Here is a 26,529-nt window from a genome sequence, read left to right as displayed (position 1 = left end):
AGATGGCCATGCATAAACTCGAACGTCTCCTGCGCCCGAAGTCGATTGCTGTGTTCGGCGGGGCGCAGGCCGCTGCCGTCGTTGCCCAATCGATCAAGATGGGCTTTGCCGGCGAAATCTGGCCGGTGCATCCGACCAAGGACGAGGTCGCCGGCCGCAAGGCCTATCGTTCTGTTGCAGACCTTCCCGCTGCGCCCGACGCTGCCTTTGTCGGCGTCAACCGCCATCTGACCATCGAGGTCGTCAAGGCGCTGGCCGAGCGTGGCGCCGGCGGCGCCGTCTGCTTTGCCGCAGGCTTTCTTGAGACTGAGGCGTATGACGACGACGGCGAGCGGCTGCAGGCCGAACTGGTGGCGGCAGCCGGCCAGATGCCGATCATCGGCCCGAATTGCTATGGTCTGATCAACTATGCCGATGGCGCGTTGCTGTGGCCCGACCAGCATGGCGGCATCAGGCTGCCAGAAGGCGCCAAGGGCGTCGCCATCATCACCCAGTCCTCCAACATCGCCATCAACATGACGATGCAGAAGCGCGGCCTGCCGATCGCCTTCCTGATGACCGCAGGCAACCAAGCGCAAACCGGCCTCTCCGAAATGGCGCTCGGCCTGATCGAGGACGATCGTGTCACCTCGCTCGGCCTGCACATCGAAGCCTTCGATTCGGTAGCCGGCTTCGAGAAGCTGGCGGCACGGGCGCGCGAGCTGAAGAAGCCGATCATCGCCATGAAGGTCGGACGCTCCGAACAGGCGAGGCAGGCGACGGTCTCGCACACCGCTTCGCTCGCCGGTTCGGATGCTGCCTCGGGCGCGTTCCTCAGGCGACTCGGCATTGCCCGCGTCGACTCCATACCCGCTTTCATCGAGGCGCTGAAGCTGCTGCACGTCACCGGTCCGCTGCCCGGCTACCGGCTATCGTCGATGAGCTGTTCCGGCGGCGAAGCCTCGGTGATGGCCGACAGCGCTGAAGGGCGCTGGGTCAATTTCCCGGAGCTCACCAGCAAGCACCGCGCCCATGTCAAATCGACGCTCGGGCCGCTGGTCGCTGTCGCCAACCCATTGGACTACCACACCTTCATCTGGAACAACGAGCCGGCGATGACCGCCACCTTCACCGCCATGGTGTCAGGCGGCTTCGACCTCAACATGCTGGTCCTTGATTTTCCGCGTCCCGACCGCTGCTCGGTCACCGACTGGTGGGCGACGCTGCGCGCCTTCGAATCGGCGCTGAAGACCAACAAGGCGCATGGCGCGATCGTCTCGTCGCTGCCGGAGAACCTGCCGGAGGAATACACCGCCGAGCTGATGGCGCGCGGCATGGTGCCGTTGTTCGGCATCTCCGAGGCCATGGACGCCGCCGGTGCGGCAGCCTTCATCGGCTGGGCCTGGGCCGAGCCGCAGGCGCAACCCATCGACACGTCGGCTGCGGGCGCTGCCGAAGGCGGCCATGTGACGCCTGACGAGGCCGAAGCCAAGGAGCGGCTGATCAAGGCCGGCTTGCCGGTGCCGAAGGGCGAACGCGCCGCCAACGCCGTCGACGCGGTGATTTCGTCGATGGCGCTCGGCTTCCCGGTCGCGCTGAAGGCGCTCGGTGTCACCCACAAGTCGGAAGTCGGCGCTGTCAGGCTGAACCTGAGGGACGCCGAATCCGTCAGCACCGCGGCGCATGATCTCTTGCCGCTCGGCACCGGGCTCTATGTCGAGCGCATGGTGCGCGACGGCGTCGCCGAACTGATCGTCGGCTTCACCCGCGACCCGATGTTCGGTGCCGTGATGACACTGGGCACCGGCGGCGTGCTGGTCGAGCTGTTGCGCGACAGCGTCACCCTGATGCTGCCGGCGACGCGCGACGATATCGAGGCGGCGTTGCGCCGCCTGAAACTGTTCCCGTTGCTCGAAGGCTATCGCGGCCGGCCCAAGTCCGATGTCGCTGCTGCCATCGAGGCCATCGCCGGCATTGCCGACTTCGTGCAGAAGAACGCCGGCGAGATAGAGGAACTCGACATCAACCCGCTGATCGTTTGCGCCGAAGGCAAGGGCGCCTGGATCGCCGACGCGCTGCTGGTGCTGGGAGACAAGAAGAATGTCTGACGTCATTTCGACCCGCCGCGAGGGCACTATCCTCGAGGTCACGCTTGACCGGCCGAAGGCCAATGCCATCGACCTGAAGACGTCGCGATTGATGGGCGAGACCTTCAAGGCGTTCCGTGACGATCCGGAGCTGCGCGTCGCCATCGTCAAGACCGCCGGCGACAAGTTCTTCTGCGCCGGCTGGGATTTGAAGGCTGCCGCCGGTGGCGACGCGGTCGACGGCGACTATGGCGTCGGCGGCTTTGCCGGCCTGCAGGAGCTGCGCGACCTCAACAAACCGGTCATCGCCTGCGTCAACGGCATGGCGGTCGGCGGCGGCTTCGAGCTGGCGCTGTCCTGCGATCTCATTTTCGCCTCCGACCACTCCTCCTTCGCCCTGCCCGAAATCCGCGCCGGCACATTGGCCGACGCCGCGACGATCAAACTGCCGAAGCGCATTCCCTACCATGTCGCCATGGACCTTCTGCTTACCGGCCGCTGGATGGATGTGGCGGAAGCGCATCGCTGGGGCCTGGTCAACGAGGTGCTGCCCAAGGACAAGCTCGAAGACCGCGTCTGGGAGATCGCAAGGCTACTGGCCAGCGGTCCGCCGCTGGTGTTCGCCGCGATCAAGGAGACGGCGCGGGTGGCCGAGGCGCTGACCTTCCAGGATGCGATGAACAAGGTGACGCGCCGGCAACTGGCGACCGTCGATGCGCTTTATGGCTCGGAGGACGGTATGGAAGGCTTCCGGGCGTTTGCCGAGAAGCGCGACCCGGTATGGAAGGGGAAGTGACACTGCTGAGATGACGGCGCGAGGCACCCCCCTCTGCCCTACCGGGCATCTCCCCCTCAAGGGGGGAGATTGGCAGCTCGGATATCAGCGCTCACTCACCAACGTTGGCGATTGGCGAAAGCCTTCGCGACATCCGATCTCCCCCCTTGAGGGGGAGATGGCCGGCAGGCCAGAGGGGGGCGACTGGGCTCGACCTTCGCAGTCGGCTTTCCCAGCATGACCGACTACAAGACCCTCATCGACGCCGAGACCTGGGCCTTCATCGAGCGGACCAATTCCTATTATCCGCCGGACACGATTGACTACACCATTGCCCAACAGCGCGCGATCTATGACCGGATGTGCCGCGAGTTCTTTGCCGGCTATCCCGACGGCGTGACGGCGGAAACGACCGTCATTGCCGCCGACGACGTCCCGATCCGCATCTATCGTTCTGCCTCACCGAACCAGGCCGCAATGGTGCTCTACATCCATGGTGGCGGTTTCATCCTCGGCGGGCTGGACAGCCATGACGATGTCTGCGCCGAATTGTGCGCCCGCACCGGCTTCGAGGTGGTCTCCGTCGATTATCGGCTGGCGCCGGAGCATCTGCACCCGGCCGCCTTCGACGATGCGCTGCATGCCTTCGAATGGGCGGCCAAAACCTACGACCGTCCTGTTCTGCTCTGCGGCGACAGCGCCGGAGGCAATCTCTGTGCGGCCGTCGCCCACGCAACGCGCAACCACGCCAAAAAGCCCATCGGTCAGGTGCTGATCTATCCCGGCCTTGGCGGCGACCGCTCGCAAGGCTCCTATTTGACGCATGCGGAAGCGCCGATGCTGACGGTGCGCGACCTCGACTTCTACAAGGATATCCGCACCGACGGCGCTGACGGCACCGATGACGTCACTTTGTCGCCGCTCGCCGATACCGATTTCACCAACCTGCCGCCAACCGTGCTGATCACCGCGCAATGCGACCCGCTGTCCTCCGACGGCGAGGCCTACCGCGACCGCGTCCTCGCCGCAGGCGGCCACGCCACCTGGTTCGAGGAGCCGGGGCTGGTGCATGGTTATCTCCGGGCCAGGCACACGGTCGGCCGGGCGCGCGCCTCCTTCAGCCGTATCGTCGAGGCGGTATCGGCGCTGGGCAAGGGCGACTGGGCCTGGTGATCCGGCTCAACCGCGGACAAAGGCGATCAGCGCCTCAGCCATGCGATCGTTGAATTCCTGGCGAAAGCGGTTCTTCTTCAGCCATTCCGGGTTCGAGCCGACGGTTTTGTTGGCATCCACGACAACGCCTTTGCCGTCGACAATGAAATAGTCGATGGCGCCGAAATCCAGGTTGAGCCGCTGCCGCACCGCCAGCACCTCCGGCGGGACGGCGCCGCCCACCTCGTTGCTCAGGATTTTTGAGCCGGCGCACAGAACGTCGTCATAGACCTGCCGCATGTTGATCTCGGCGCCGAGCAGGAACATGTAGCGATGCTTGACGATCGGCAGGTCGAGGGTTTCGAAGGCGAATTTCTCGACCATCAGCCGATCGTTGCGCCACACATCCTGCGGGACCTCGCCGATCGTGTGGTAGACGCGATAGGGCGGGCACAGGCGTTCCTTGTAGCCGGGGTCGAAGAGCTTGCGGATGGCGTGCGCGCTCCGGGTCAGGCCGTTGCGGTGTTGCCACCAGCGCTGCTCTGGCCGGCCCCTGGAGTTGAGGACGGTCTTGACGATGACCGGACCCCGATGGCTGTCGCCGGCCTCCAGCCTCAGCGTCGAATAGAGGTACCTGTGGATGGACAGCGCGCGGCCGTTGATGCTGCGCTCGTAACGTTGGCCGATGTCGCGGTAGGGTGGCGGGACCACGGTCAGGTCGATATGCAGCAGGGCCGCGGGCGCCCTGTCCTGTCGGGCCGGCCGGTCCAGCAGGCGGACTTTCAGCCCGGCCTGTTCCAGGTAGGGCAGCAACTGCGTAATGCTGTAGCTCCGCACCAGGCGGAAATTGCGCAGGCTCTCCACATAGACATCGAGATCGGCCGCCACGAGCCGCTATTCCTTGATATCGACGCCCGAGAAATCATGGTGATCGAACGGGTCCATGACATAGCCGGTCACCTGTTCGCGCATCGGCACCGAGACCACCGAGTGGGCGATGACGACCCACGGCATCTGCTCCCGGAAGATTGTCTGCGCCTGCGCATAGAGTTTCGCGCGGGCTGCAACGTCGGCGATCCCGGCTGCCTGCTTGAGCAGATCGTCGAAGGCCGGGAAACACCAGTTGGCGCGATTGGTGGTGCCGACGCCGGCGCAGCCGAGCGGCACCGACAGGAAATTGTCGGGGTCGCCATTGTCGCCGGTAAAGCCGAACAGCATGGCGCCGTCGCGGTCGCGTGACTTTGAGCGGGCAAGGTATTCTGTCCACTCATAGGTGACGATATCGACGCTGACGCCGATCTTTGCCAGGTCGGACTGCATCATTTCAGCCATGCGCTGCGCGTTGGGGTTGTACGGGCGCTGCACCGGCATGGCCCAGATCTTCATATGCAGGTCCTTGATGCCGGCATCGGCGAGCGCCTGCCTGGCGGCAGCCGGGTCAAAGACATGATCGGGGCTTGTCTTGTCATAGGCCCAGGAGGTCGGCGGCAGCGGATTGCGTGCGACTTCGCCGGTGCCGCGGAACACGACGTCGACCAGCGCCTGGGTGTCGATGGCCATGGCGATCGCCTTGCTTACCCGCGGATCGTCGAAAGGCTTCTGCAAGGTGTTGAAGGCGAGGTATCCGGTGTTGAGCCCCTCCTGCCGCATGACCTTGATGCCGGGCGTCGCCTTGATCGCCTCGAGGTCGGCCGGATTTGGATAGGGCATGAGATCGCATTCGCCGGCCCGCAGCTTTTCCATGCGAATGCTGGCATCGGCGGTGATGGCGAAGACGAGATCGTCGATCTTCGGCCGGCCGCGCCAGTAGTCCGGATTGGCCTTGTAGCGGATGACCGCATCCTGCTGATAGTCGACAAACTGGAACGGACCCGTCCCAACCGGCTTCAGCGCCAGATCGAGCAGCCGCTTCTCGGCGACGAGCTTGTCGGCATATTCCTTCGAGACGACCGAAGCGAAATCCATCGCCAGGTCGGCAAGCATCGGCGCATGCGGTGTCTTCAGCGTCAGCACCACCGTATAGTCGTCAAGCCTGCGCCAACCGGCGACGAGACCTGCCATGCCAATGCCGTCGAAATAGATATACTGGCGTTTGGCATAGTTGTTGAACGGGTTCTGCGCGTTGGCCTGACGGTCGAAGGTAAACAGCACATCGTCGGCGTTGAAGTCGCGACCAGGCGTAAAGCCCTCGATGCTGTGAAATTTCACCCCATGCCGCAGGTGGAATGTGTAGGTGAGACCGTCGTCGGAAATCTCCCAGCGCTCGGCAAGGCCCGGACGCACCCTGGTGGTGCCGGGCTCGAACTCGACCATGCGGTTGTAGAGAGCAGTGGCCGAGGCGTCGCGGGCGCCCGAGGCGAGCGCTGGATCGAACGTGTCCGGACTGACCTCGGTGCAGTAGACCAAGGTCTTGGCATCGCCAGTGACAGAACGAAGTGCCTGCGTGTCATGATACCCCCCAGGGTTGGGATGACGCTAGCAGAACCAGGCACTGACAGTAAGTAAGCCGGCCGGTCTTTCGCGCCGGGTTGTTTTCCATCCTGAGCTGCCTGACACAAGAATTAGTCGCCGGTTCTGTGAAATGGCAAACAGTCCCGGCCGCCGTTTTGAATGAACCTTTCCACTTCCGCCTGCGACTGACGCTCAGGCGCCGCATGGTGCGGGGCCGGAAAGGATGCCCCCAATGACCAGGACCCCAGAGACTCCAAGGTCTCCGGGAACAACGGGAGCTCAGCGCGACCACCGCCTTCGGGACGGGGTCGATGCGCTGGGCTTTCGGCTGATTCCGTTGACCCTGCGCAGGAGCAGGCGTATCGTGAGGATGAGGAAAGCAGACAATTCGATCAGGGACGAACGTGCCGGAACGACGCGCCTTGCCCTGATTCGCACGGCCGGACCGGAAGTTCCTCCCGAAAACTTCGGGGGGAGTTTTATGTCCTGCGATCACGGCACGTCCATGCCATCTCCAAGCGGCGGTTTGCGTCGTTCGCTCCATCGGGCCGGCGGTTTGCTTGCGCTGGCGCTGTGCGCCACGCTCTGGCTGGGCACAGCTGCCCAGGCGCAGGAAACCCAGATCATCTATCCCGGCTCGATGGCGGTGACCGGATTTTCCGGCACCGTCATTCCCAATTTTGAAGAAGGGTTGCCGCCCGGCGTGGACCCGGTCGACGAAACCTTCATCGACACGACGCGCGCCACCTTGCGCGTTTTCGACGTTTCGGCGCTGGGTGGACCGGCCTCCGGCCAGCTCGTCTATACGCCGCCGCCTTTCGAGGTGACGGCCGAACAGATCGGCCAGGTGTTCGCCGTCACCTATGATGACGGCGTGCGCGACGGCGTCCCGTCCGGTATCCCCAACCTCTATGCCGGCGCCACCTCGCTGCACGGCATTCGCATTGTCACCCCCGACGAAGATTCCGACGGCCGGCCCGAGCGGCAACGCCGCGGCACGGCCGGCGCCGTCTTCATGGACGGCCAGTTCGGCACCGAAAACGGCGGCGGTCCCGGCACGATCTGGAAGATCGACGGCATTACCGGTGCCGTCTCCAAATTCGCCGACATCGACACCAACAGCGGTCCCGGCATCGGCGACGTCACTTTCGACAGCAATCATCGCGAGTTCTTCGCCAGCGACCTCGACACCGGCCTCATCCACCGCATCGACGCCAACGGCACGCTGATCGACACCTTCGACCATGGCGTTGCCGGACGGCCGGCGCATGGGCTGGCACCCGTCGCCGACGATGGCGCGGTGATGGACATTCAGGGTGCCGCCTTCGATAGCGAAGACCCCGACACCTGGGGCTACACGCAGGACGAACGCCGCGTCTGGGCGGTCGCCTATCATGGCGGCCGGGTTTACTACTCGGTCGGCGAAAAGTCTGAAATCTGGTCGGTGGGCATTGCCCGCGACGGCACATTCGCCGGCGATCCGCGCTGGGAGCTGACGGTCAAGGCCGACAAGGACTACGCCGTCACCGACATCGCGTTCGACAACCAGGGCTTCATATACCTGGCGCAGCGCGGCCCGGTGGAAAACCGCTATGATTACAGCCAGTTCGCCGATTCCGGCAAAGGCGAGGTCATTCGCTACTGGCGCGAAAACCCCGACGATCCGGCGACGGAATCCGAATGGGTGGAAGAGCCGCAGGAATATGCGGTCGGCTTCCCGCAAGGCAACCGGCAGTCGGCCGGCGGCCTCGACCTGCAATATGGCTACGACGCCGAAGGCAATCTCAACACCGGCGTGTGCACCGATACGCTGGTCAACACCGGCGACAAACTGCGCGACAACCCGACACTGGCCGACCAGCTCGCCGCCGGCGGGCCGCTTGCCGTGCACGGCGTGCAGATAACGCCGACGCCGCTGGTCAAGCCGGCCAACGTGCCGCCCTTCGGCTCATGGTTCGTCGATTTCGACGGCTATTTCGAAGACCCCGAAGTGGAAGGCCATGTCGGCGACGTCGAGGTCTGGCACCCCTGCGAAGGCCGTGCCGGCTACTATGAAGAGATCCCCGGCGGTTACCTGCCGCCCTTCTATCCGCCGGACTTCCCACCGCCCGGCGACCTGCCTCCGTGCATCGATGTCGAGGATGTTCAGTTCTACTGCACGCCTCGCGGCCTCCAGGCCGACCTTTATCTCCATGACCATGCCGGCTTCGGCGGTGATTCGATCAAGGCCCAGTCCAGGACGCCAGGCGTCGGGGTGACATCACTCCAGTCGCACGCGCCCGGCAAGCCATACACGATCGACATCACCGGCCACTATCCGGGCGACAGAGTCGATGTCGGGCTTTGCTTCTACAGGCAATCCGACAAGGACAAGGGTGGCTACTACCCTTGCTGCAAGATGACTTTGCCGCTCAGAACCCCAGCCGTCAGCTGCGAACGTTGAGGAGGGAAAGATGAAAAATCTTGCACTTTCCCCAACCGCAACACGCAACCAGAAAACCGTCATGGAGACCATCATGAGACCCCTGTCATACGCCAGGCGCGGCGCGCGCTGGCTGATGGCGGCCGGTATCGCGGTCGCCATGTACACCCCTGTGGCAAGCCACGCGGAAGATGCCGTTCCGATCACGCCGGAACTGCGGCTCGACCTCGACAACTCGAAAATCATCACTCCGAGGCCGGAACGGGTCGTGCCGTTCTTCACCAAGAAAGGCACCCAGCGGAGCTGCGACTACGTCGTCTACTCCCTGAGCTTCGGCCTGCGCGGCGGTGCGCAAAGCTTTGCCGACCCGGGCATGATTGCCCTGTTGAAGAAGCTCAAGATCGAGTTCAAGGACCAGCTTCCGCACGGCCTGTCGATCGTCAGCGCGCATGTCTCGGGCGACGGCACGGACGCTGCGGGTGGCCCGCTGCCCGGCGTTTCGATCAGCACCTCGGCCGATCCGAACGACACGGCAACCGTGTCCGATTTCCGGCTCTCCGCCGCCGATCTCGACGGCGCAGGCGCCGCCAATGAACGCGTCATCAACTTCCAGATCACGGCCAAGATCGACCATGCGGCGTTTCCCTCGCCGACGGTCATCGACAATCAGGGCCTGATCAAGATTACAAATGGAGCCGGCACCGGGACCATCATCCCGTCGCAGGATCCGGGCAAGCCCGACGATGGCGACTACAAGACGGGTGTGAAGACCTCGATCAAGATCGACCTCACCAACTGCGACAAGCGGCCTCCGCCTCCCGACCGGGAATGCTTCAAGGTGGAGCGCGGCACGGTCGATTGCGTGCCCGGCGGCGGCGCCTTCATCTATCACATGCCTGTCGGCCCGGAGATGGGCGGCAAGTGGGTGCAGGTGTCGACGACCACCCCCGGCATCACCATCATCCCCGACACCCAGCTGGTGCCGGCGGGCGGCGGCGTGCTCAACTGGAAGATCATCGGCGCATCGCCCGGCGACGTCATCCACCTCATCGTCACCGGCATCGAGACCTATGCCGGCCCGAAGGAGGGTTGGGGCCTGTGCTGCACGCAGACCATCGACATCGTCATTCCGCGTGACCTCAGATGTCCGCCCGACAAGGTGCCGGACCTCAAGGTCGAAAAGCGCGCCGATGTCACACGTTGCACGATGGGCGGCGGCTGCGACTTCACCATCCGGGTCACCAATGTCGGCGGAGCGCCTTATCACGGCAAGATCGTGCTCGACGAGGTGACGCTGCCGGCCGGCTCGACGCTGGATTCAGGGCCTAATCCGCCCTGGGTCTGCGTGCCCGGCGTGACCCCGATGACGTGCACCTATCCGGTGACCACGCTCAATCCGGGCGCCTCTGTCGACCTCAAGCTCGGCTTCAAGCCGGCCGGAGGCTGGCAAGGCAGCGTGCTGCGCAACTGCGCCACCTACAATTACGGCGCCAGCGGCAAGCCGCTGTTCGGCAGCCAGCAGAACGATCGCGGCTGCGCCTCGATCCCGATCTGCCGGCGTGGCGATCGCAACCCGGACTGCCGGCCGCCGGTCGACAAGAAGGTCGACCTGATCCTGAAGAAGCGTGCCCGCATTCCGGTCTGTACGCCTGACGGCATCTGCTACTTCGTGATCGACATCATCAACAATGGCAGCGTCCCCTATAATGGGCCGCTGACGGTCATCGACAATTACCCGGGCGGCGCGCCGGCCTCTTCGACCTTCGGCCCGTCTCCGCCCTGGACATGCGGACCGAACGGCCCCGGCCAGTTCCGCTGCGACAATGCCGGCATCGTGCTGATGCCGGGCGCCTCGACGCCGATCGTCGTCAAGGCGGTGATGCCGGCCGGCTACCAGTCGGATACGGTGGAAAACTGCGCGGCGCTGAAGCCTGTCCCCGGTGAGGTCGACCTCACCAACAACAAAGCCTGCGCCAAGGAACGCTTCCGGCATCCCAATGGCGGCAAGCCAACCTTGCGCATAACCAAGGTGTGCAACGGCTCGCTGGCCGGCGCAGCGGTGGTTTCCTGCCGCATCACCGTCATCAGCCTTGGCACCGCTGCCCCCACCGGTCCGGTGCGGGTCAATGATGCCGCCACGCTGATAGCAGGCGGCGCGCCGGTCCAGATCCAGACCGTCACACCCGACGGCGCGGAATGGGCCTGCGGAGCGGTTCCGGCCAACGCGCTGTCGTGCCAGATTCCCGGCGCCGTTATGACGCCCGGAACCTCCAGGCACTTCGACGTGACCGTCTCCGCCAATGGCGCGTTCGAGAACTGCGCACGCGGCTCGTATGGTCCGGCTCCGGGAGACGACGTCGTCTACCCGTTCGGCCAGGACTGCGCCAAGGGCGGAGGCGCTCCCCCGATCAGCGTCAAGAAGACGGGCGATGCCGAGTGCCATCCCGGACAGCCCTGCTCGTTCGAGATCACCATCACCAATGACGGCCAGACCCCATTCTCGGGTCCGGTCCGCATCGGCGATGCGGTCGGCGTGGACGGGCTCGGCCGGCTCGAAGGCGTTGAGATCACCTCGATCGAACCGCCCTTCGGCTGCTCGCCGGAACCGACGACGCTGCCTCTGTCCTGCATTGCCAACCTGACGCTCGGCGCCGGGGAAAGCCACGTGCACACTGTCACCGTGGTCCTTCCCGACGACGGCCGCCTGGCCAATCTGCAGGGCAATGTCAGCGGCCAGAACTGCGTCGGTGTCTTGTCTCCCGATACCAGGGTGCAAGGCGGCGACATGCTGTCCGGCGATCAGACCAACATCCAGGGCGATCGCGGCAAGGCCTATGCCTGCCATCCCTTCACCATCAAGCGCGAGGTGAAGAAGGAGTGCTCGCCGGGCTTTGTGATGAACGACGCCGGCCGGTGCGTGTGTCCGGAAGGCACGACGTTCCGCAACGGCCAGTGCTCGCCCGACGGTGGCGTCATCGTCGAGCCAAAGCCAAGGCCGTGCGTGCTGCTCAAGGGCCAGATCCGCACCGAGGACGGACGCTGTGTCTGCCCACGCGGAACCGAGCTCGAGAACGGCGCTTGCGTCAAGATCGACAAACCGGGCTGCACCATCCCCGGTTCGGTCCCGACGTCGGACGGCAATGGCTGCTACTGCCCGGACGGCACGCATCTCGACCGACAGGCAAATGCCTGCGTGCGCGACAAGCAGAAGCCCGAGCAGTGCAGCATACGCGGCCAGGTTCATGACGCCGACGGCGATTGTGTCTGCCCGCGTGGTACCGAGGTGCGCAATGGAGCCTGCCGGCCGATCCGGCCGAAGCCTGAACAGTGCTCGATCCGTGGTCAGATCCACAACGCCAATGGCGATTGCGTCTGCCCGGACGGCACCGAGGTCAGGGGCAAGGTCTGCCGGCCGATCCGGCCCAAGCCTGAGCAGTGCTCCATCCGTGGCCAGGTTCACGACGCCAATGGCAATTGCGTCTGCCCACGGGGTACCGAGGTGCGGGACGGTGCCTGCCGGAAGAAGCGGCCTGTGCTGGAACAGTGCGACATACGCGGCCAGGTCCACAACGGAAATGGCGATTGCGTGTGCCCGCGCGGCACCCAGGTGATCGATGGTGCATGCCGCAAGCCGAGGCCGAAGCCGGAAGAATGTGCCCCGGGGTCGGTGATGATCAACGGCCAGTGCCAACCGATCAGGCGGCGCTGCCCGGAAGGCACGGTCGGGCGGTTCCCGAACTGCCGGGCGGTCCGTCCACAGCCATCGCTCGATCCGAGCCTGTTGCTCAATCCGGGGATCCTCCAGCAGTTGGTGCCGAAGCGCACGCAGCCGCAGCAGGTACAGCCCCAGAGGGATCCGACGGCCAACTTCAAGCCGTAGGTTCTGGATACAAGCCAAAAGCAGACCCCGCCGGAGCGATCCGGCGGGGTTTTTCTTTCGGGCGGCAGTGTTGTCGACCCTCACACTTGTTCCAGGCCGAATCTCAGTTGGCGGGTGCGTAGCGCAGCAGCGTTACGCCCTGGGCAAGGCTTTGCGTGCCGAGCGGCAGCAAGGTCAGCGACAGGCCGGACTGGAAGTACGGCTTGCCGCCGCCCAGCACGACCGGCTGCATATAGAGCCGGTATTCGTCGATCAGGCCCGCACGCGCGAATTGCGCGGCAAGATCGGCGCCGCTGACGGAGATTTCGCCCTTCGTCTGCGATTTGAGTTGGTTGGCAACGGTTTCGACGTCGCCGCCCGCCAACCGGGCATTGGGTCCGACGTCGCGAAGCGTCGTCGAGAACACGATCTTCGGGGTCTTTTGCCAGGCATCGGCAAAATCCCGCTCGACCTCTCCCCCGGTCTCCCGCTCGGGACTGTCCCAGAAGCGCATCGCCTCATACATCCGGCCCCCGCAGAGCGCGATCGCGGTCCGCCGCATCTCGTCGTTGAAATGCCGGTGCAGTTCTTCCTCGGGCACCGGCAAGCCGATGTCGCCGGACGGCCCTTCGATATAGCCGTCCAGCGACGTCAGCATCGAGTAGACGATCTTTCCCATGGTTACCTCCGTCGATGCCCGCAGACTATACAACTGATTGCATTTTGCAATCAGATTTCAACGAGCGACTGGACTCGAGGTGGATCACCAGGCAGGCCGACACCCGGGCCAGCAATTATGTTTGCCTCTGGGTGAACCTTAGCTCCGGCCGGGATGACCCACTCCTGAAAGGAACACTTTCAGGAGAGAGAAAATGTCTTCAACCCGTTATATGTTTCGCAACACGGCGACCGCTGTTGCCTTGATCGCAGCCGCGCTCGCCAGCACGTCAGCCCTTGCCGAACAGGCCAACATCAAGTCGATGTCCTTCGACACTCAGAGCGCCAACACCACGCTCCACGTCGTTTCGAGCGACAAGCAGAAATGGGACACGCTGAAGAGCGGCACCGTCCAGTTCTGGGGCCACATGAAGATCAATACACGCTGGCCCGGCTACGTTCAGGATGTCGGTGTCGCACTCGGCATCTGCGGACCCAGCCAATGCGGCCCGTTTCCGCCGATCTGGAGCGCGGCGCCTGTCAGCCGTGACTACGACCACCAGGAAAACTTCGCCTTTGATCCGGCCACCTTACCCCTGTCGTCGGATACCGGCATTGCCATCGTGCCCTATGGCGACCAGATCATCGCCAAGTGCAACCAACACCTGCAGGCCGACGGTCCGACGAAATCCTATTCGTTCAGCCACACGTTCGATGCCAGCTTCACGGCGCTTACCGATAAGGCACTCGACATGGGCAATGCCGTTGCCGAAACCCAGCAGGGCAGCTGGCCCTATCCGCTTTTCGACTCGAACTACGCCGCGCATGGCACCTTCCAGGTGCAGGTTGTCTGCGACCCGGTGATCAAGCCCGACGTCCAGGACATCACTGCCGATTTCGGCGAGTTCGAGGTCGAGAACGTCAAGCTGTTCCTGACCACCTACCAGTCGAACCAACAGGGCTCGACACCTGGCACGGTCTGTCCCTCGCTGAAGGTCACCAGCCGGGCGCAGGCCAACCAGGCCGGGCCGGTCTCAATGCGCATCTGGCGACAGAAAGACGGCGGACCGATCACCTCCGAGTTCAAGCAGGCGTGGGCATCGTACGACGCGAGCAAGAACGGCTATTTCGCCAGCTATGAGAAATGGGAGAACGTCGGTGCCACGGCCTATTTCCAGTACAAGACCGAGATCGTCGGCAATGGACCGTTCGAACCCTTCGACGGCTGGAAGGACATCACCGTGCATTGCACCGGTGCCGGCGGCGGTGGCTTCACCGACACACCGCAGGCCGATCCCGACAACCCGCCGGCAAAGGCCGACTGGCAAGGCGAAGTGGTCGTTTCCGACAGCGCAGGAGCGAGAAAACTCTGCCCTCGCAAAGGTCAGGTCGCATTCGAAGTGAACCGCGACGAGCCCGGCGCGTTTCACTATCGGATCGGCTGTTCGAACGGCGCCTTCTTCACCGGCACGACGGTCGCCTTCAATGATGGCGGCGTCTTCAAGGCCAGTGCTGCACATGATCTCAGCATCGTCAGAACCCGCTCGATCCAGTGCACCCTGCAGGAGATCAAGCAGAACGGCTCCATCGCCAGCGTCGATACTGACAAGGAGGACTTCACCTGCATAAAGCGCACCTCCGAACCGGAGGCAGACGATCTCGTCTCGAGCACGCGGCCGGACTTCGGCAAGCCGAGACTGCCGCCGGTCGTCGTCGATCCCGGCCGCAAATGCCTGCCCAGCCAGACATTGCTGCGCGGCAGATGCATCGACAAGCCGATCGTTGCCGCGTGCAAGAGCACCGAAAAGCTTGTCAACGGCAGGTGCATCGGTGTCAGCATCCACTGTCTGCCAGGCTATCGTCAGATCGGCTTGAAATGCGTGAGGAAGCCTGTGGTCGCCGACCAGTGCAGGCGCGACGAATTGCGCATCAACGGCAAATGCGTGCGCAAGCCTCCCCTCGTCATCGACTGCAAGCGCGGCTACCACCTGGTTGGCAAGGCATGCGTCAAGGACGCCGTCATCACCACTGGCTGCCGGACGACCGAAAAGCTGGTGCGTGGACATTGCGTGCCGAAGCCGCCCGTCAAGACGTTCAATCTGCAGAGATTGAAGCAAGGCAGCGGCAAGCTGTTTGCGCCGGGATTGGCCAAACCGCGGCGTCACGTGAACTGAAATTTGACGCTACAGACCTGGAGAGGCGGCCCACTGCCGCCTCTCTGCATTGTGTGGATCAGCCACTCACACCGAATTCCTGTCGACAAGCGGCGTCGAGACGATTAGGGCGGAAGCAAGCTCAACAACGGGAAGCGGACATGGCCAGGAAGACCCTGATTGCGCCATCGGTGCTGGCGTCGGATTTCTCGAAGCTCGGCGACGAGGTCGAGGCGGTGGTCGCGGCCGGCGCCGACTGGATCCATCTCGACGTCATGGACGGCCATTTCGTGCCCAACATCACCTTCGGCCCGCCGGTGATCAAGGCCATCCGCAACCGCACCAAGGCCTTCTTTGACTGCCATCTGATGATTGCGCCGGCCGATCCCTATCTGGCCGCCTTTGCCGATGCCGGCTGCGACGGCCTGACCGTGCATGCCGAGGCTGGACCGCATCTCGACCGTTCGCTGCAGACCATCAAAGGTCTCGGCAAGAAGGCTGGCGTGTCGCTCAATCCGGCGACCCCGGAAAGCGCGATCGAATATGTGCTCGACCGGCTCGACCTGATCCTGATCATGACCGTCAATCCAGGCTTTGGCGGCCAGGCCTTCATCCCGGCGATGGTCGACAAGGTCAAGCGGGTCAAGGCGCTGATTGGCAACCGGCCGATCCGCATCGAGATTGACGGCGGCGTGTCGCCGGAGACAGCTTCCCTGGTCACATCGGCCGGCGCCGACGTGCTGGTGGCGGGCGCCGCTGTCTTCAAGGGCGGCAGCGTCGAAGCCTACCGGGCCAATATCGAAGCCATCCGAACCGCGGCCGACCGGGCTGCCGGCTGACATCAGTTTCAGGAAAAATCCCGACAGCTCTGCTTTCTCGGCCTGATCTTTCCAGCCAGCGAAATCCCAGAAAGCGGTCAACTGGCGGCAGTCGCCAGGGCTGAGCGTCGCGCCGGGCGAGGCGATCATGGCATCTGGCACTACATCTGGAGGCCAAAATCTAGTGGACGAATGCCGAAGGTACCTTCATTACGGGAGGGGCCAGTTCGGCAATCTGACGCGCGTTAAGAAAAAATTACCCGTATTCCGGGCCTCGCAGCCGGGTCGCGAAGACGCGTGCCGCATCGCTGGACAAAGTTTCTTCACAAGAACAAGTTTTTCACGATATTCGTTACTTCCCCCCGAGCAAGATGTGCAAACCTTCCTCTTTAAGTCGAATATCGTGATCTGTCCCTTGAGCCGTGGATGCCTTAAGGCATATAGTAAAAGTACAGGGGATTCGTTTGCTTAGCGAACGGGCAGGCGGAGCATGGGAGAGCGATAGGAGTCATTTTGACCTACGGATCTGCCGATATGAGCGAAGGCGCGGGGGCCAAGAGCACACTCGCCAGCACGGTCTATCAACAGCTTCGCGACGATCTCCTGCGCGGCGTGTTTGAAAGTGAAAGCAAGCTTCGTGTCGAATGGGTGGTTTCCCGTTACGGCGCCGGCGCTTCGCCGGTTCGCGAGGCTCTCAACCGGCTTGCTTCGGAAGGCCTGCTCGGCCGCCACGACCAGCGCGGTTTCTTCATCATGCCGGTCAGTGCACCGGAACTGGAGGAACTGACGCGCACCCGCTGTTGGCTGGAAGAGCGGGCGCTGCGTGAATCCATTGCCAACCGCACCGGCGAATGGGAAGAGCAGTTGGTGCTGGCCTTGCATCGGCTGGCGCGCTCGCAGCGCCGTTTGCCGGAGGATCCGTCCTCGAACAATCCGGAGTGGGAAAAGCTGCATCGCGCCTTCCATCGGGCACTGATCGCGGGCTGCCGTTCCCATTGGCTGACCGGTTTTTGCGACCAGCTTTCCGATCAGGCCTCCCGCTACCGGCTGATCTCCCAGGATGGCAGTGAGCGCGACGAGATCGGCGAGCATCGCCTGATAGCCGAGCGCGCTGTGGATGGCGATGCCGATGGCGCCGTCGAAGCGCTGCTCAACCACTATCGCCTGACAGCGGCCATGTGCATGGAGCGCTTCAACGAGAGCGGCGATGCCCGGGCAAGCGCCAGCAAGTTGCTGCGCGGCCGCAGATAGCAACACTTCCGTTTCGATCCGAAATCTGCTTGCTGCGGTTTTCCCAAAAGCGGTTGTTTTTTTTCGGGGCCATGCGCTAGGGAAGACGCATGACCAATCACCTGTTCGACGCTTTTCGCGACCGCATATCAGCGCCTGAGCGCGCCCTGATGGAAACCGATGACGGGCGCTCGATCCGCTATGGCGATATGCTCGTGCAATCGGCGCAGCTGGCGCATGCGCTAGTGCATTTCGGCGTCGAGCCGGGCGACCGCGTCGCGGTGCAGGTCGAGAAAAGTCCCGAATGCATTTTCCTTTACCTCGCCTGTCTGCGCGCCGGCGCGGTCTTCCTGCCGCTCAACACCGCCTACACGCTGACCGAACTCGGCTATTTCTTCGGCGATGCCGAACCGCGTCTGGTTGTCTGTGACCCAGCGCGGGCAGGTGATATCGCATCGCCGGCGCAGGCGTCGGGTGCCGTCACCGCCACGCTTGGCAGCAAGGGCGAGGGCTCGCTGACCGAACTGGCCGCGCAACAGCCCGCGGATTTCGACGACGTGCCGCGCGGGCCGGACGATCTGGCCGCAATCCTCTACACATCGGGCACCACCGGCCGCTCGAAGGGCGCCATGCTCAGCCACGAAAACCTGGCCTCCAATGCGCGCGTGCTGGTCGAGCAATGGCGCTTCACTGGGCAAGACGTGCTGATCCATGCGCTGCCGATCTTCCACACGCACGGCCTGTTCGTTGCCACCAATGTCATCCTGATGGCCGGGGCTTCCATGCTGTTCGAGCAGAAATTCGACGCGGGCCGCATCGTCTCGCTTCTGCCGCGCGCGACAGTGCTGATGGGCGTGCCGACCTTCTATACCAGGCTGTTGCAGCAGGAAGGGCTCGACGCACAGGCAGCGAAGACCATCCGACTGTTCATTTCCGGCTCGGCGCCACTGCTCTCAGAAACGCACACGGCCTGGCGCGAACTGACCGGCCACGCGATCCTCGAGCGCTACGGCATGACCGAGACCAACATGAACACCTCGAACCCGTATGAAGGCGAGCGCCGCGCCGGCACGGTCGGCTTCCCGCTGCCGGGCGTTTCGCTGCGCATCACCGATCCCGACAGTGGTGCTGCCCTTGGCGAGGGTGAGGTAGGCATGATCGAGGTGAAGGGGCCGAATGTCTTTTCCGGCTATTGGCGCATGCCGGAGAAAACCAAAGCGGAATTCCGCGACGACGGCTTCTTCATCACCGGCGATCTCGGCATCATCGATTCCGATGGCTACGTGCACATCGTTGGGCGCGGCAAGGACCTGATCATCTCCGGCGGCTACAACATCTACCCCAAGGAGATCGAGAGCGAGATCGACGCGCTTGCCGGCGTCTCGGAAAGTGCGGTCATCGGTCTTGCCCATCCCGATTTTGGCGAAGGTGTCACCGCCATCGTGGTGCGTGCGCCGGGCTCGCAGATCACCGGGGCCGAAATCATTGGCGCCATCGCCGGCCAACTGGCGAAATACAAGCACCCGAAGCAGGTCATCTTCGTCGACGAATTGCCCCGCAACACGATGGGCAAGGTGCAGAAGAATGTTCTGCGCGAGACCTACAAGGCTCTCTACAGTCAATAGAAAGCCGGCTAACCACCTGAACTTCGGACACTTCGCCTGACCACCTGTTCGCGGTTCGGCAGAGCCCTCCCTATCGGCGCGGCTTTGCGGTGCCGGAGCCCCACAGGGCGCGGTTCAGCAAGCTGCGTTTGCGCTTGCGCGGGACGAGGTCGACATCGCTGACAAGCTTGGCGCCGCCCTCGCGCCTTTCCAGGGTGATCTTGCGACTATGGAAGGCTTCCAACTCGGCGCGGTGCGCCACGCTGACGATAGTGACCTCAGGCAATTCGCGGATCAGCGTTTTCATCATTGTGTCCTGACTCTTCTCGTCGAGCGCCGAGGTCGCTTCATCCAACACCACGATATCGGGGCGATGCAGCAGCAGGCGTGCGAAGGCGAGGCGTTGCTTCTCACCGCCCGACAGCGTCTGGTCCCATGGCGCTTCTTCCTTGATCCTGTCGGCGAGATAAGCGAGACCGACCTTGTCGAGGGCAACCTTGATCTGCTTGATCGTCCACTTGTCCGCCGCCGCGGGATAGGCGACGGCGCGGCGAAGCGTGCCGGTGGGGATGTAGGGGCGTTGCGGCAGCATGAACAGGCGCCTGTCGGCGTGGAAATTGACGCTGCCGCCGCCCCATGGCCACAGGCCCGCGACGGCCCGCACCAGCGTCGACTTGCCTGAACCAGATTCGCCAGCCACCAGCACCCGCTCGCCCGGCTCGATCACGACCTCGGTTTCCTTGACCACGGAGGTGCCGTCGTCGAGTGTTACGGAAAGATTGTCGAGGCTGAGCATGGCGCCGTCTTCGGTTTCGCCCCGGTTGATGCGTCCTAGCGCATCGCTCTGCTCGGCGCGCTCGAGCCCGTCGAGCGACATCATCAGCGAGGCAATGCGCCGCGCGGAGGCGTTCCAGTCGGCGAGACGCGGATAGTTGTCGACCAGCCAGCCGAACGCGCCTTGCACGATGCCAAAGGCAGACGCTGCCTGCATCACCTCGCCAAGCGTCATCGAGCCTTCGAGGAATTTTGGCGCGCACAGCAGGATCGGCACGACCGGCGCAAACAGGCTCGATCCCTGCGACACCGCCGCCGTGCGCATGTGCTGTCCGGTCAGCAGCGCCCATTGCCTCAGCACATGGCCGAAGTTCCTGTCGATGCCGCCGCGCTCCTCCTCCTCGCCGCCCAGCAAGGCGATGCTCTCGCCGTTTTCGCGCACGCGCGTCAGCGTGTAGCGCAGTTCGGCCTCCGCCTGGTTCTTCCGCTCGGAGAGCTGGACGAAATTGCGGCCGATGACCACCATCGAGGTCGAGGTGATGGCGGCATAGATGATCGCGGTGATGACCAGGAAGCCGGGAATGGTGATGCTCTCGCCGCCGATCGGCAGGGTGAGCGCGCCGCCGATGGTCCACAGCACGACGATGAAGGTCGAGGCCGACAGGAACGCGTTGAGGACGCCGGCGACGAAATCGACCGGCGACTCGGTGGCGATGCGCAGATCGTCGGTCATGCGGGCCTCGGGGTTCTGGTGGTCGCCGCCCACGAGGTTCAGCTGGTAGTAGCGGCCGTTTGCCAGCCAGCGCGCGACGACCCCGGTGGTCAGCCAGGAACGCCAGCGGCGCTGGATCGTCATGCGCAGGTAGACCTGCGCGACGACAAGGCTGCCGCTGCAGATCACCAGCGGCACGAATACGGCGCTGAGGAAATAGACTGTGCGGGCGTTGCGCTGCTCGAGGGCATCGAACATCGAGCGGTTCCAGACATTGATGCCATACTGGAAACCGATGTTGATGCAGATCAGCAGCAGCACTCCGATCGTGAATGGCCAGGCGAGCCGATCGCCGCGCCGGCTCCAGTAGCCGCGCGCGCTGATCCAGAAACGCCGCAGCAGGTATTTCTTGCGCGCCTGCTCGGCCTCTTCGGGCGTCAGCTGCGGATCGGGTTCGATAGCTTCAGGCGGCGGCGCGGCCTCGCCGACGGGCTCGGACGCTGCCTCGGCGGTCGATGCTTCCTGGTCCCGCGACCTACCTTCGCGCGTTTGCCGGGGCGGCTTTTCCCGGCGCGGCTTCGCGGCATCGCGCGGTCTGATGCCGTCGGTCGGTTTCGATTTGGGTTTCGCCTCGGACATACGCTCCGACAACGGCCTCAAAATCAAAAGGTTTCATGGGAGATGGCACCAGCCCCGTCATTCCAGACCGAGCAGCTCCACGACATGCTCGGCGATCGCCAGGCTTGCCGTCAGACCAGGGCTCTCGATGCCGAACAGGTTGACGATTTGCCCGGCGGCATGGTCGGCAGGCCCTTGGACGATGAAGTCGGCTGCCGGCTGGCCTGGACCGGATAGTTTTGGCCGGACGCCGGCATAGGCGGGCTGCAACGCGCCGTCGGCAAGACCGGGCCAGTAGCGCCGGATCTCCTCATAGAAGGCAGCGCTTCGGCCTGGGTCGACGGTATAGTCGACGCGATCGATCCATTCGACATCTGGACCAAAGCGAGCGCTGCCGGACATATCGAGGGTCAGGTGCACTCCAAGGCCGCCGTGGACGGGCACCGGATAGATCAGCCGTGAAAAGGGTGAGCTCCCGGACAGCGCGAAGTAATTGCCGCGCGCCAGCCATAGCGGCGGTACAAGGTCTTGCGGAAAGCCTTCGATGCGTCTGGCCAATGCCTGGGCGTCGAGGCCGGCGGCGTTGACGAAGGCGCCGGCTTTGAGGCGGAACTTCTCACCATTGGCGTCGCGCGTGTCGATCCGGATCCCATCGGTTTCGACGGCTGCGCTGACGACCGTGGTGAGCAAGGCTATGGAGGCGCCGGCGGCCTCGGCGCCGCCGCGCAACGACAGCATCAGCGCCTGGCTGTCGACAATGCCGGTCGACGGCGACAGCAGCGCGCCGGCGCAGGTCAGCGCCGGTTCGAGATTTTCGGCCTCGTCGCGCGTCAAAAGGGTGAGGTCGCCCACTCCGCATTGCGCCGCGTTGGTCTGGATCGCCTGCAGCCTTTCCAACTGGTCGGGTTCGACGGCGACGATCAGCTTGCCGGTGCGCCGGTGGGCGACGTCGTGCTCGCGGCAGTAGGCATAGAGCAACTCGCGACCCGCGACGCAGAGGCGGGCTTTAAGGCTGCCCGGCGCATAGTGGAGCCCGGCATGGATGACTTCCGAGTTACGCGAACTGGTGCCTGTGCCGATGGCTGCGGCCTTCTCGACCACCAGCACTTCGCGGCCCGCCAGCGCCAGCGCACGGGCGATGGCGAGGCCGACAACACCTGCCCCGGCGACGACACAATCGACATCATGCATGGGTGGACTTTAGTGTGAACCGTTGCTGCCTGCAAAAACCCTGTCGCCGCCGATCCACACGCCTTGGACGTCGAGGTTGTCTGACAGGGCGACGATATCGGCCGCGGTGCCGTTGGCGAAGCGGCCGAGCCGGTGCGCCTGACCGACTGCTTGCGCCGGAAAGAGCGAGGCCATGCGCAAGGCTTCCGACAGGTCCAGCCCGACAACCCGATGCACATAGCGGACGGCCGAGATCATATCGAGATCGGCTCCGGCCAGCGTGCCGTCGGCCAGCCGCAGGCTGCCGTCCTTGCGGTAGATGATGCGGCCGTTGAGGGTGAACGAGGTCATGTCGGTGCCGATCGTGGCCATGGCGTCGGTGACCAGCACGATCCTGCCCGGCCCCTGCTTGGCGCGCAGCGCGATTGCCATGGTGGCGGGATCGACATGGATGCCGTCGGCGATGATGCCAGCTGAGAAGCCGCCTATGTCGATGGCCGCACCCGCCAGTCCTGGCTCGCGGTTGCCGATCTGGCTCATGGCGTTGAACAGGTGGGTGACTACACTGGCGCCGGCTTCTGCAAAGGCTTTGGCCGTAGCGTAGCCGGTGTCGGAGTGGCCGAGGCTGACGACGATGCCGGCCTTGGCGAGTGCGGCGACGCGGGCGGGCGCGACGGATTCGGGCGCGATCGTCGTCAGCAGCACCGGCAGATTTTTGCGCGCTGCGATCAGGGCAGCCTGATCGGCATCTGTCATCGGCCGGATCAGCGCCGGGTCATGCGCGCCCTTGCGCGCGACGGAGAGATGCGGGCCTTCAAGATGCAGGCCCAAAAAACCCGGCAGCTTCTGCCGTGCCGCTTCAGCGCCGGCGGCAATGGCCGCGGCGGTGATTGCGGGCGTATCGGTGATCAGCGTCGGCAGCAGCGCCGTGGTGCCGAACGGTGCGTGCGCCCGACAAATGGTTGCAAGCGAAGCGACATCGGGATGATCGTTGAGCATGACGCCGCCGCCGCCATTGACCTGCAGGTCGACAAAGCCCGGCGCAAGCAGGCCACCGCCAGTGTCGACCCGGACAACGCCCGGCGGAATGGCGCCGACGGGATGAATGCCTTCGACCACATCACCCTGCACGACGAGGGCGGCATCGTCATGCCAGTCGTCGCCGTCGAAAATCCGGGCTCCAGTCAGGGCAAAACGGTCGTTCATACGGTTTCCGTCACCTTGCGCAGATTGCGCGGCACATCCGGATCGAGGCCGCGATGGCGGGCGAAGGCCTCGACGAAGCCGTAGAAGGATACGATCAGCGTCAGCGGGTCGGTCAAGGGATGACCGGTGGCGACATGCGGCAGCAGTGCGGCGCTCTTGGCTTTGTCCGAGGTTACAAAAACCGCAGCACCCTTGCCGGCAAGGTTGTCGGCGGCCTCGGCCACGGACGGTTCCGAGGCGTCGCGGGCGGCCAGCGCCAGCACCGGGAAGCCCGGACCGACCAGCGCCAGCGGGCCGTGCATGACTTCGGCGGCGCTATAGGCCTCGGCATGCATGCCGCAGGTCTCCTTGAATTTCAGCGCCGCCTCGTTGGCCATCGCCGCGGATGGGCCGCGGCCGAGAATGAACAGCGACTGCGGCGTCTCCAATGCGCCGGCCAGCGCCATCCAGTCGCAAGCGATCGCCTTGCTGAAATGTTCTGGCAAACGGGCAAGCGCGGCCAGCAGCTTGTCGTCGCCTGTGCAATGCGCCATCAGCGCCAGCCCGGCGACCGCCGAATTGACGAAGGTTTTCGTCGCCGCCACGCTGCGCTCGGGCCCGGCCAGGATGTCGATGGCGAAATCCGAGGCGCGCGCCAGCGGCGAGTCGGCGGTGTTGGTGATGGCAACGGTGAGCGATCCGCCGGCCCGCGCCGTTTCGGCCATGGCGACGATGTCGGGGCTCTTGCCCGATTGTGAGATGGCGAGGCAAGCCGAACCGGCGAGCTTGAGCTTGGCGCCGTAGATCGAGGCGATCGACGGGCCGACCGATGCAACGGCCAGACCGGCGGTCAGTTCGACGGCATATTTCATGAAGGTGGCGGCATGGTCGGACGAGCCGCGCGCGACGGTGACGACGAAGCTCGGATCGCGCTCGCGAATGCCGCGCCCCGCCTCGGTCAGCACTGCCGCCGAGCCGTCGAGCAGGCGCGCGACGGCTTGCGGAATTTCGTCGATCTCGCGCCGCATATGGGTGGTGTTGGGGATCATGGTCGGCCCTCTTCGCTCGGCCCTGTCAGGCGCAATTCGGCGACGAAATCATAGGCGTCGCCCCGGTAGATGGAGCGGGTGAATTCGATCACCTTGCCGCTCGCCAGATAGGAAATGCGTTCGATGTGCAGGCCGGCAATACCCGGCGGCACTTCGAGCAGACGCGCGTCGGCGTCGCCGAGATTGGCGGCGGAAATGCGCTGCACCGCCCGCACCGGCCGGTTGCCGGTCAATTCCAGCGCCGCGTAGAGCGACGAGCCTATTCCTGCCGGATCCGGCAGCACGCTGGCCGACAGCGAGGCGCGCTCGATGGCCAGCGGCGTGTCGTTGGCGATGCGCAGGCGCGACACACGCGCCACCAGCTCGCTCGACGACAGGCCGAGCACCATCATCTCGTCGGGCGAGGGCGCGTACAGTCCGCGGTCAAGCCAGGCCGAACGCACGGCCATGCCGCGCCGCGCCATGTCCTCGGTGAAGGAGGTGAGCTGCGACAGCGACTGCTCGACGCGCTCCATGCGTGGCGCGACGAAGGTGCCGGAGCCGTGGCGCTGGACGAGGATGCCGCCCTTGACCAGGTCCTGCACCGCCTTGCGCACGGTGACGCGCGAAATGTCGGCCTTGGTCGCGATGTCGCGCTCGGAAGGCAGCGCGTCGCCCGGCCCGATCAGGCCGCGATTGACGGCGTCCTCGATGCTTTTCCTCAGCTGCAGATAGAGCGGCGCGCCGCTCTGCGACGATTGCTTCAGCGTGGCGAAGATCTGGTCGGCGGCCTCGCTCATCGAGCCGCCTCCGCTTTGGCGAAGATGCGGGCCGCCATCTGCACAGCGCCGCCCAACGCATCGTCGAGCGGCGCCTTGAGCAACGCCTGATAGCGCTGCGAAAGGCGTGGCGCATAAAGCGGCGCCAGCCCGCCGAGCAGGCAGAGCGGCGCGTTTTGCGAGAGGTCGAGCGCGCCAAGCGATGCCTCGACATCGGCGACCGCCTTGTCGACGATCYAGTTGGCGACGGCGTCGCCCTTCTCGGCATGCTCGAACACTTTGGGCGCGAAGCCGCCGAAATCGCCGGGCTTGGCATTGGTGGTGAACTCGACCACGTCTTCGGGATTGTTGCGGAAGGTGGCCATCATGCTGTCGGTCAGGGCTGAGCGCGGGCGGACACCGTCATGGGCAAGCAGCGTCTGTTCGAGCAGATCGCGGCCGATGCGGGCGCCGCTGCCCTGGTCGCCGACCTGGAACCCCCAGCCGCCAATGGCCCGCGATACCCCGCCCTTGCGCGCCATATAGGCGGTGCCGGTGCCGAGAATGGCCATGGCGCCGTCACCGGAGCCGACTGCGCCTTCCAGCGCGATCTCGGCGTCGGTCTCGACGCGGCTGATGCTGAACGGCAGGATCGCTTCGAGCTGCTGCCGGTAGGTGCCGACATTGGCGCCGGCGAGGCCGAGAATGGCTGGGGTCTGCGGGATCAGGTCCGGATTCTGGCCTGCAGCGATGAAGGCTTGGCGCGCCGACTCGACAATATGAGTGCGGGCGCCGGTGAGATCGGTGCGAATGTTGGCGGCGCCGCTTTTGGCGCGGCCAATGACAGCGCCATCGCCTGTCGCAAGGGCTGCCCTGCAGCTGGTGCCGCCGCCATCGATACCGAGCACGAAATTCACGCGATTTCTCCTCGGGGCGGATAATACCAATAAAATACCAATAGCCAAGGATTAATTTCCGTTTCAAAAAGATTAAGGCGTATTTTATTGAAAAACCTAGGCATTTCGTCGGCTCAGTGATTTCTGGCACCCAAATCCGTTAATGCGTGTGGACAAGTGGTATTTTTTTGGTATTGTTCA

Annotated in this window: 18 protein-coding genes; 9 read left to right on the top strand and 9 right to left on the bottom strand. The window is 64.3% G+C overall.

Going from position 1 to position 26,529, the window contains the following annotated elements; all coding sequences use genetic code 11:
- Window positions 1-8: 8 nt before the first annotated feature.
- The 3 genes from AC1DZ8_RS02960 to AC1DZ8_RS02950 all read left to right on the top strand — a co-directional run bounded on the left by AC1DZ8_RS02960 (window position 9) and on the right by AC1DZ8_RS02950 (window position 4,014).
- The gene (locus tag AC1DZ8_RS02960) at window positions 9-2,087 is read left to right on the top strand and encodes an acetate--CoA ligase family protein (protein WP_477306546.1); all 2,079 of its coding nucleotides are present in this window, start codon (window positions 9-11) and stop codon (window positions 2,085-2,087) included.
- On the top strand, window positions 2,080-2,862 hold the full coding sequence (locus AC1DZ8_RS02955; protein WP_112397156.1) for a carnitinyl-CoA dehydratase: 783 nt from the start codon (window positions 2,080-2,082) through the stop codon (window positions 2,860-2,862). Before AC1DZ8_RS02960 ends, AC1DZ8_RS02955 begins: the two co-directional genes overlap by 8 nt.
- A gap of 216 nt (window positions 2,863-3,078) precedes the next feature.
- Entirely contained in the window at window positions 3,079-4,014 is a 936-nt protein-coding gene (locus AC1DZ8_RS02950; protein WP_477306544.1) for an alpha/beta hydrolase, read from the top strand.
- Between the two features lie 6 nt (window positions 4,015-4,020).
- On the opposite strand, the gene AC1DZ8_RS02945 is transcribed toward AC1DZ8_RS02950, so the two are convergent.
- Both AC1DZ8_RS02945 and AC1DZ8_RS02940 read right to left on the bottom strand, forming a co-directional pair.
- Window positions 4,021-4,881 (bottom strand): hypothetical protein, encoded by an 861-nt coding sequence (locus tag AC1DZ8_RS02945; RefSeq protein WP_477306542.1) that lies wholly within the window; start codon window positions 4,879-4,881, stop codon window positions 4,021-4,023.
- 6 nt (window positions 4,882-4,887) lie between these two features.
- Window positions 4,888-6,399 carry an ABC transporter substrate-binding protein gene (locus tag AC1DZ8_RS02940; RefSeq protein ID WP_477306540.1) on the bottom strand — a complete coding sequence of 504 codons (1,512 nt, stop codon included), beginning with the start codon at window positions 6,397-6,399 and terminating at the stop codon, window positions 4,888-4,890.
- 277 nt (window positions 6,400-6,676) lie between these two features.
- Between AC1DZ8_RS02940 and AC1DZ8_RS02935 the strand changes: the two genes are divergently transcribed.
- Window positions 6,677-8,887 (top strand): hypothetical protein, encoded by a 2,211-nt coding sequence (locus AC1DZ8_RS02935; RefSeq protein ID WP_477306538.1) that lies wholly within the window; start codon window positions 6,677-6,679, stop codon window positions 8,885-8,887.
- A gap of 10 nt (window positions 8,888-8,897) precedes the next feature.
- A complete protein-coding gene (locus tag AC1DZ8_RS02930; protein WP_477306536.1) occupies window positions 8,898-12,746 on the top strand; it encodes a DUF7929 domain-containing protein in 3,849 nt (1,282 codons plus the stop codon).
- Between the two features lie 103 nt (window positions 12,747-12,849).
- Here the strand turns inward: AC1DZ8_RS02930 and AC1DZ8_RS02925 are convergent, their stop codons facing one another.
- The gene (locus AC1DZ8_RS02925; RefSeq protein ID WP_477306534.1) at window positions 12,850-13,404 is read right to left on the bottom strand and encodes a dihydrofolate reductase family protein; all 555 of its coding nucleotides are present in this window, start codon (window positions 13,402-13,404) and stop codon (window positions 12,850-12,852) included.
- Between the two features lie 193 nt (window positions 13,405-13,597).
- Between AC1DZ8_RS02925 and AC1DZ8_RS02920 the strand changes: the two genes are divergently transcribed.
- The 4 genes from AC1DZ8_RS02920 (at window position 13,598) to AC1DZ8_RS02905 (ending at window position 19,208) form a co-directional block, all read left to right on the top strand.
- Window positions 13,598-15,556, top strand: a complete 1,959-nt coding sequence (locus AC1DZ8_RS02920) for a hypothetical protein (RefSeq protein ID WP_477306532.1) — start codon at window positions 13,598-13,600, stop codon at window positions 15,554-15,556.
- A gap of 140 nt (window positions 15,557-15,696) precedes the next feature.
- On the top strand, window positions 15,697-16,374 hold the full coding sequence (rpe, locus tag AC1DZ8_RS02915) for a ribulose-phosphate 3-epimerase (RefSeq protein ID WP_477306530.1): 678 nt from the start codon (window positions 15,697-15,699) through the stop codon (window positions 16,372-16,374).
- A gap of 492 nt (window positions 16,375-16,866) precedes the next feature.
- Window positions 16,867-17,604, top strand: coding sequence for a GntR family transcriptional regulator (locus AC1DZ8_RS02910; protein ID WP_477306528.1), 738 nt, complete (start codon window positions 16,867-16,869; stop codon window positions 17,602-17,604).
- 89 nt (window positions 17,605-17,693) lie between these two features.
- Entirely contained in the window at window positions 17,694-19,208 is a 1,515-nt protein-coding gene (locus AC1DZ8_RS02905) for a malonate--CoA ligase (protein ID WP_477306526.1), read from the top strand.
- 70 nt (window positions 19,209-19,278) lie between these two features.
- On the opposite strand, the gene AC1DZ8_RS02900 is transcribed toward AC1DZ8_RS02905, so the two are convergent.
- Genes AC1DZ8_RS02900 through AC1DZ8_RS02875 form a run of 6 tightly spaced genes read right to left on the bottom strand, consistent with a single transcriptional unit; the run spans window position 19,279 to window position 26,349 of the window.
- The gene (locus AC1DZ8_RS02900; RefSeq protein WP_477306524.1) at window positions 19,279-21,312 is read right to left on the bottom strand and encodes an ABC transporter ATP-binding protein/permease; all 2,034 of its coding nucleotides are present in this window, start codon (window positions 21,310-21,312) and stop codon (window positions 19,279-19,281) included.
- A 57-nt stretch (window positions 21,313-21,369) separates the two neighbouring features.
- Window positions 21,370-22,482 carry an NAD(P)/FAD-dependent oxidoreductase gene (locus tag AC1DZ8_RS02895; protein ID WP_477400304.1) on the bottom strand — a complete coding sequence of 371 codons (1,113 nt, stop codon included), beginning with the start codon at window positions 22,480-22,482 and terminating at the stop codon, window positions 21,370-21,372.
- 9 nt (window positions 22,483-22,491) lie between these two features.
- Window positions 22,492-23,667: an N-acetylglucosamine-6-phosphate deacetylase gene (nagA, locus tag AC1DZ8_RS02890; RefSeq protein ID WP_477400303.1), complete on the bottom strand. Its 1,176-nt coding sequence runs from the start codon at window positions 23,665-23,667 to the stop codon at window positions 22,492-22,494.
- Complete coding sequence (locus AC1DZ8_RS02885; protein ID WP_477306518.1) at window positions 23,664-24,695, bottom strand: SIS domain-containing protein; 1,032 nt, start codon at window positions 24,693-24,695, stop codon at window positions 23,664-23,666. The genes nagA and AC1DZ8_RS02885 overlap by 4 nt, the downstream gene beginning before the upstream one ends.
- The gene (locus tag AC1DZ8_RS02880) at window positions 24,692-25,474 is read right to left on the bottom strand and encodes a GntR family transcriptional regulator (RefSeq protein WP_477306516.1); all 783 of its coding nucleotides are present in this window, start codon (window positions 25,472-25,474) and stop codon (window positions 24,692-24,694) included. Before AC1DZ8_RS02880 ends, AC1DZ8_RS02885 begins: the two co-directional genes overlap by 4 nt.
- On the bottom strand, window positions 25,471-26,349 hold the full coding sequence (locus AC1DZ8_RS02875) for a glucosamine kinase nucleotide-binding domain-containing protein (RefSeq protein WP_477400302.1): 879 nt from the start codon (window positions 26,347-26,349) through the stop codon (window positions 25,471-25,473). The genes AC1DZ8_RS02880 and AC1DZ8_RS02875 overlap by 4 nt, the downstream gene beginning before the upstream one ends.
- Window positions 26,350-26,529: the final 180 nt, after the last annotated feature.

It is taken from the genome of Mesorhizobium sp. P2_F7, assembly GCF_056403695.1.
This window is presented reverse-complemented; position numbering and strand designations above follow the sequence as displayed.

Bases quoted from the DNA above. Each gene is read 5' to 3' on its own strand.
- AC1DZ8_RS02900 (WP_477306524.1), bottom strand. From the start codon at position 21,312: ATGTCCGAGGCGAAACCCAAATCGAAACCGACCGACGGCATCAGACCG.
- AC1DZ8_RS02885 (WP_477306518.1), bottom strand. From the start codon at position 24,695: ATGATCCCCAACACCACCCATATGCGGCGCGAGATCGACGAAATTCCG.
- nagA (WP_477400303.1), bottom strand. From the start codon at position 23,667: ATGAACGACCGTTTTGCCCTGACTGGAGCCCGGATTTTCGACGGCGAC.
- AC1DZ8_RS02895 (WP_477400304.1), bottom strand. From the start codon at position 22,482: ATGCATGATGTCGATTGTGTCGTCGCCGGGGCAGGTGTTGTCGGCCTC.
- AC1DZ8_RS02925 (WP_477306534.1), bottom strand. From the start codon at position 13,404: ATGGGAAAGATCGTCTACTCGATGCTGACGTCGCTGGACGGCTATATC.
- rpe (WP_477306530.1), top strand. From the start codon at position 15,697: ATGGCCAGGAAGACCCTGATTGCGCCATCGGTGCTGGCGTCGGATTTC.
- AC1DZ8_RS02905 (WP_477306526.1), top strand. From the start codon at position 17,694: ATGACCAATCACCTGTTCGACGCTTTTCGCGACCGCATATCAGCGCCT.
- AC1DZ8_RS02960 (WP_477306546.1), top strand. From the start codon at position 9: ATGCATAAACTCGAACGTCTCCTGCGCCCGAAGTCGATTGCTGTGTTC.
- AC1DZ8_RS02880 (WP_477306516.1), bottom strand. From the start codon at position 25,474: ATGAGCGAGGCCGCCGACCAGATCTTCGCCACGCTGAAGCAATCGTCG.
- AC1DZ8_RS02955 (WP_112397156.1), top strand. From the start codon at position 2,080: ATGTCTGACGTCATTTCGACCCGCCGCGAGGGCACTATCCTCGAGGTC.
- AC1DZ8_RS02920 (WP_477306532.1), top strand. From the start codon at position 13,598: ATGTCTTCAACCCGTTATATGTTTCGCAACACGGCGACCGCTGTTGCC.
- AC1DZ8_RS02935 (WP_477306538.1), top strand. From the start codon at position 6,677: ATGACCAGGACCCCAGAGACTCCAAGGTCTCCGGGAACAACGGGAGCT.
- AC1DZ8_RS02930 (WP_477306536.1), top strand. From the start codon at position 8,898: ATGAAAAATCTTGCACTTTCCCCAACCGCAACACGCAACCAGAAAACC.
- AC1DZ8_RS02950 (WP_477306544.1), top strand. From the start codon at position 3,079: ATGACCGACTACAAGACCCTCATCGACGCCGAGACCTGGGCCTTCATC.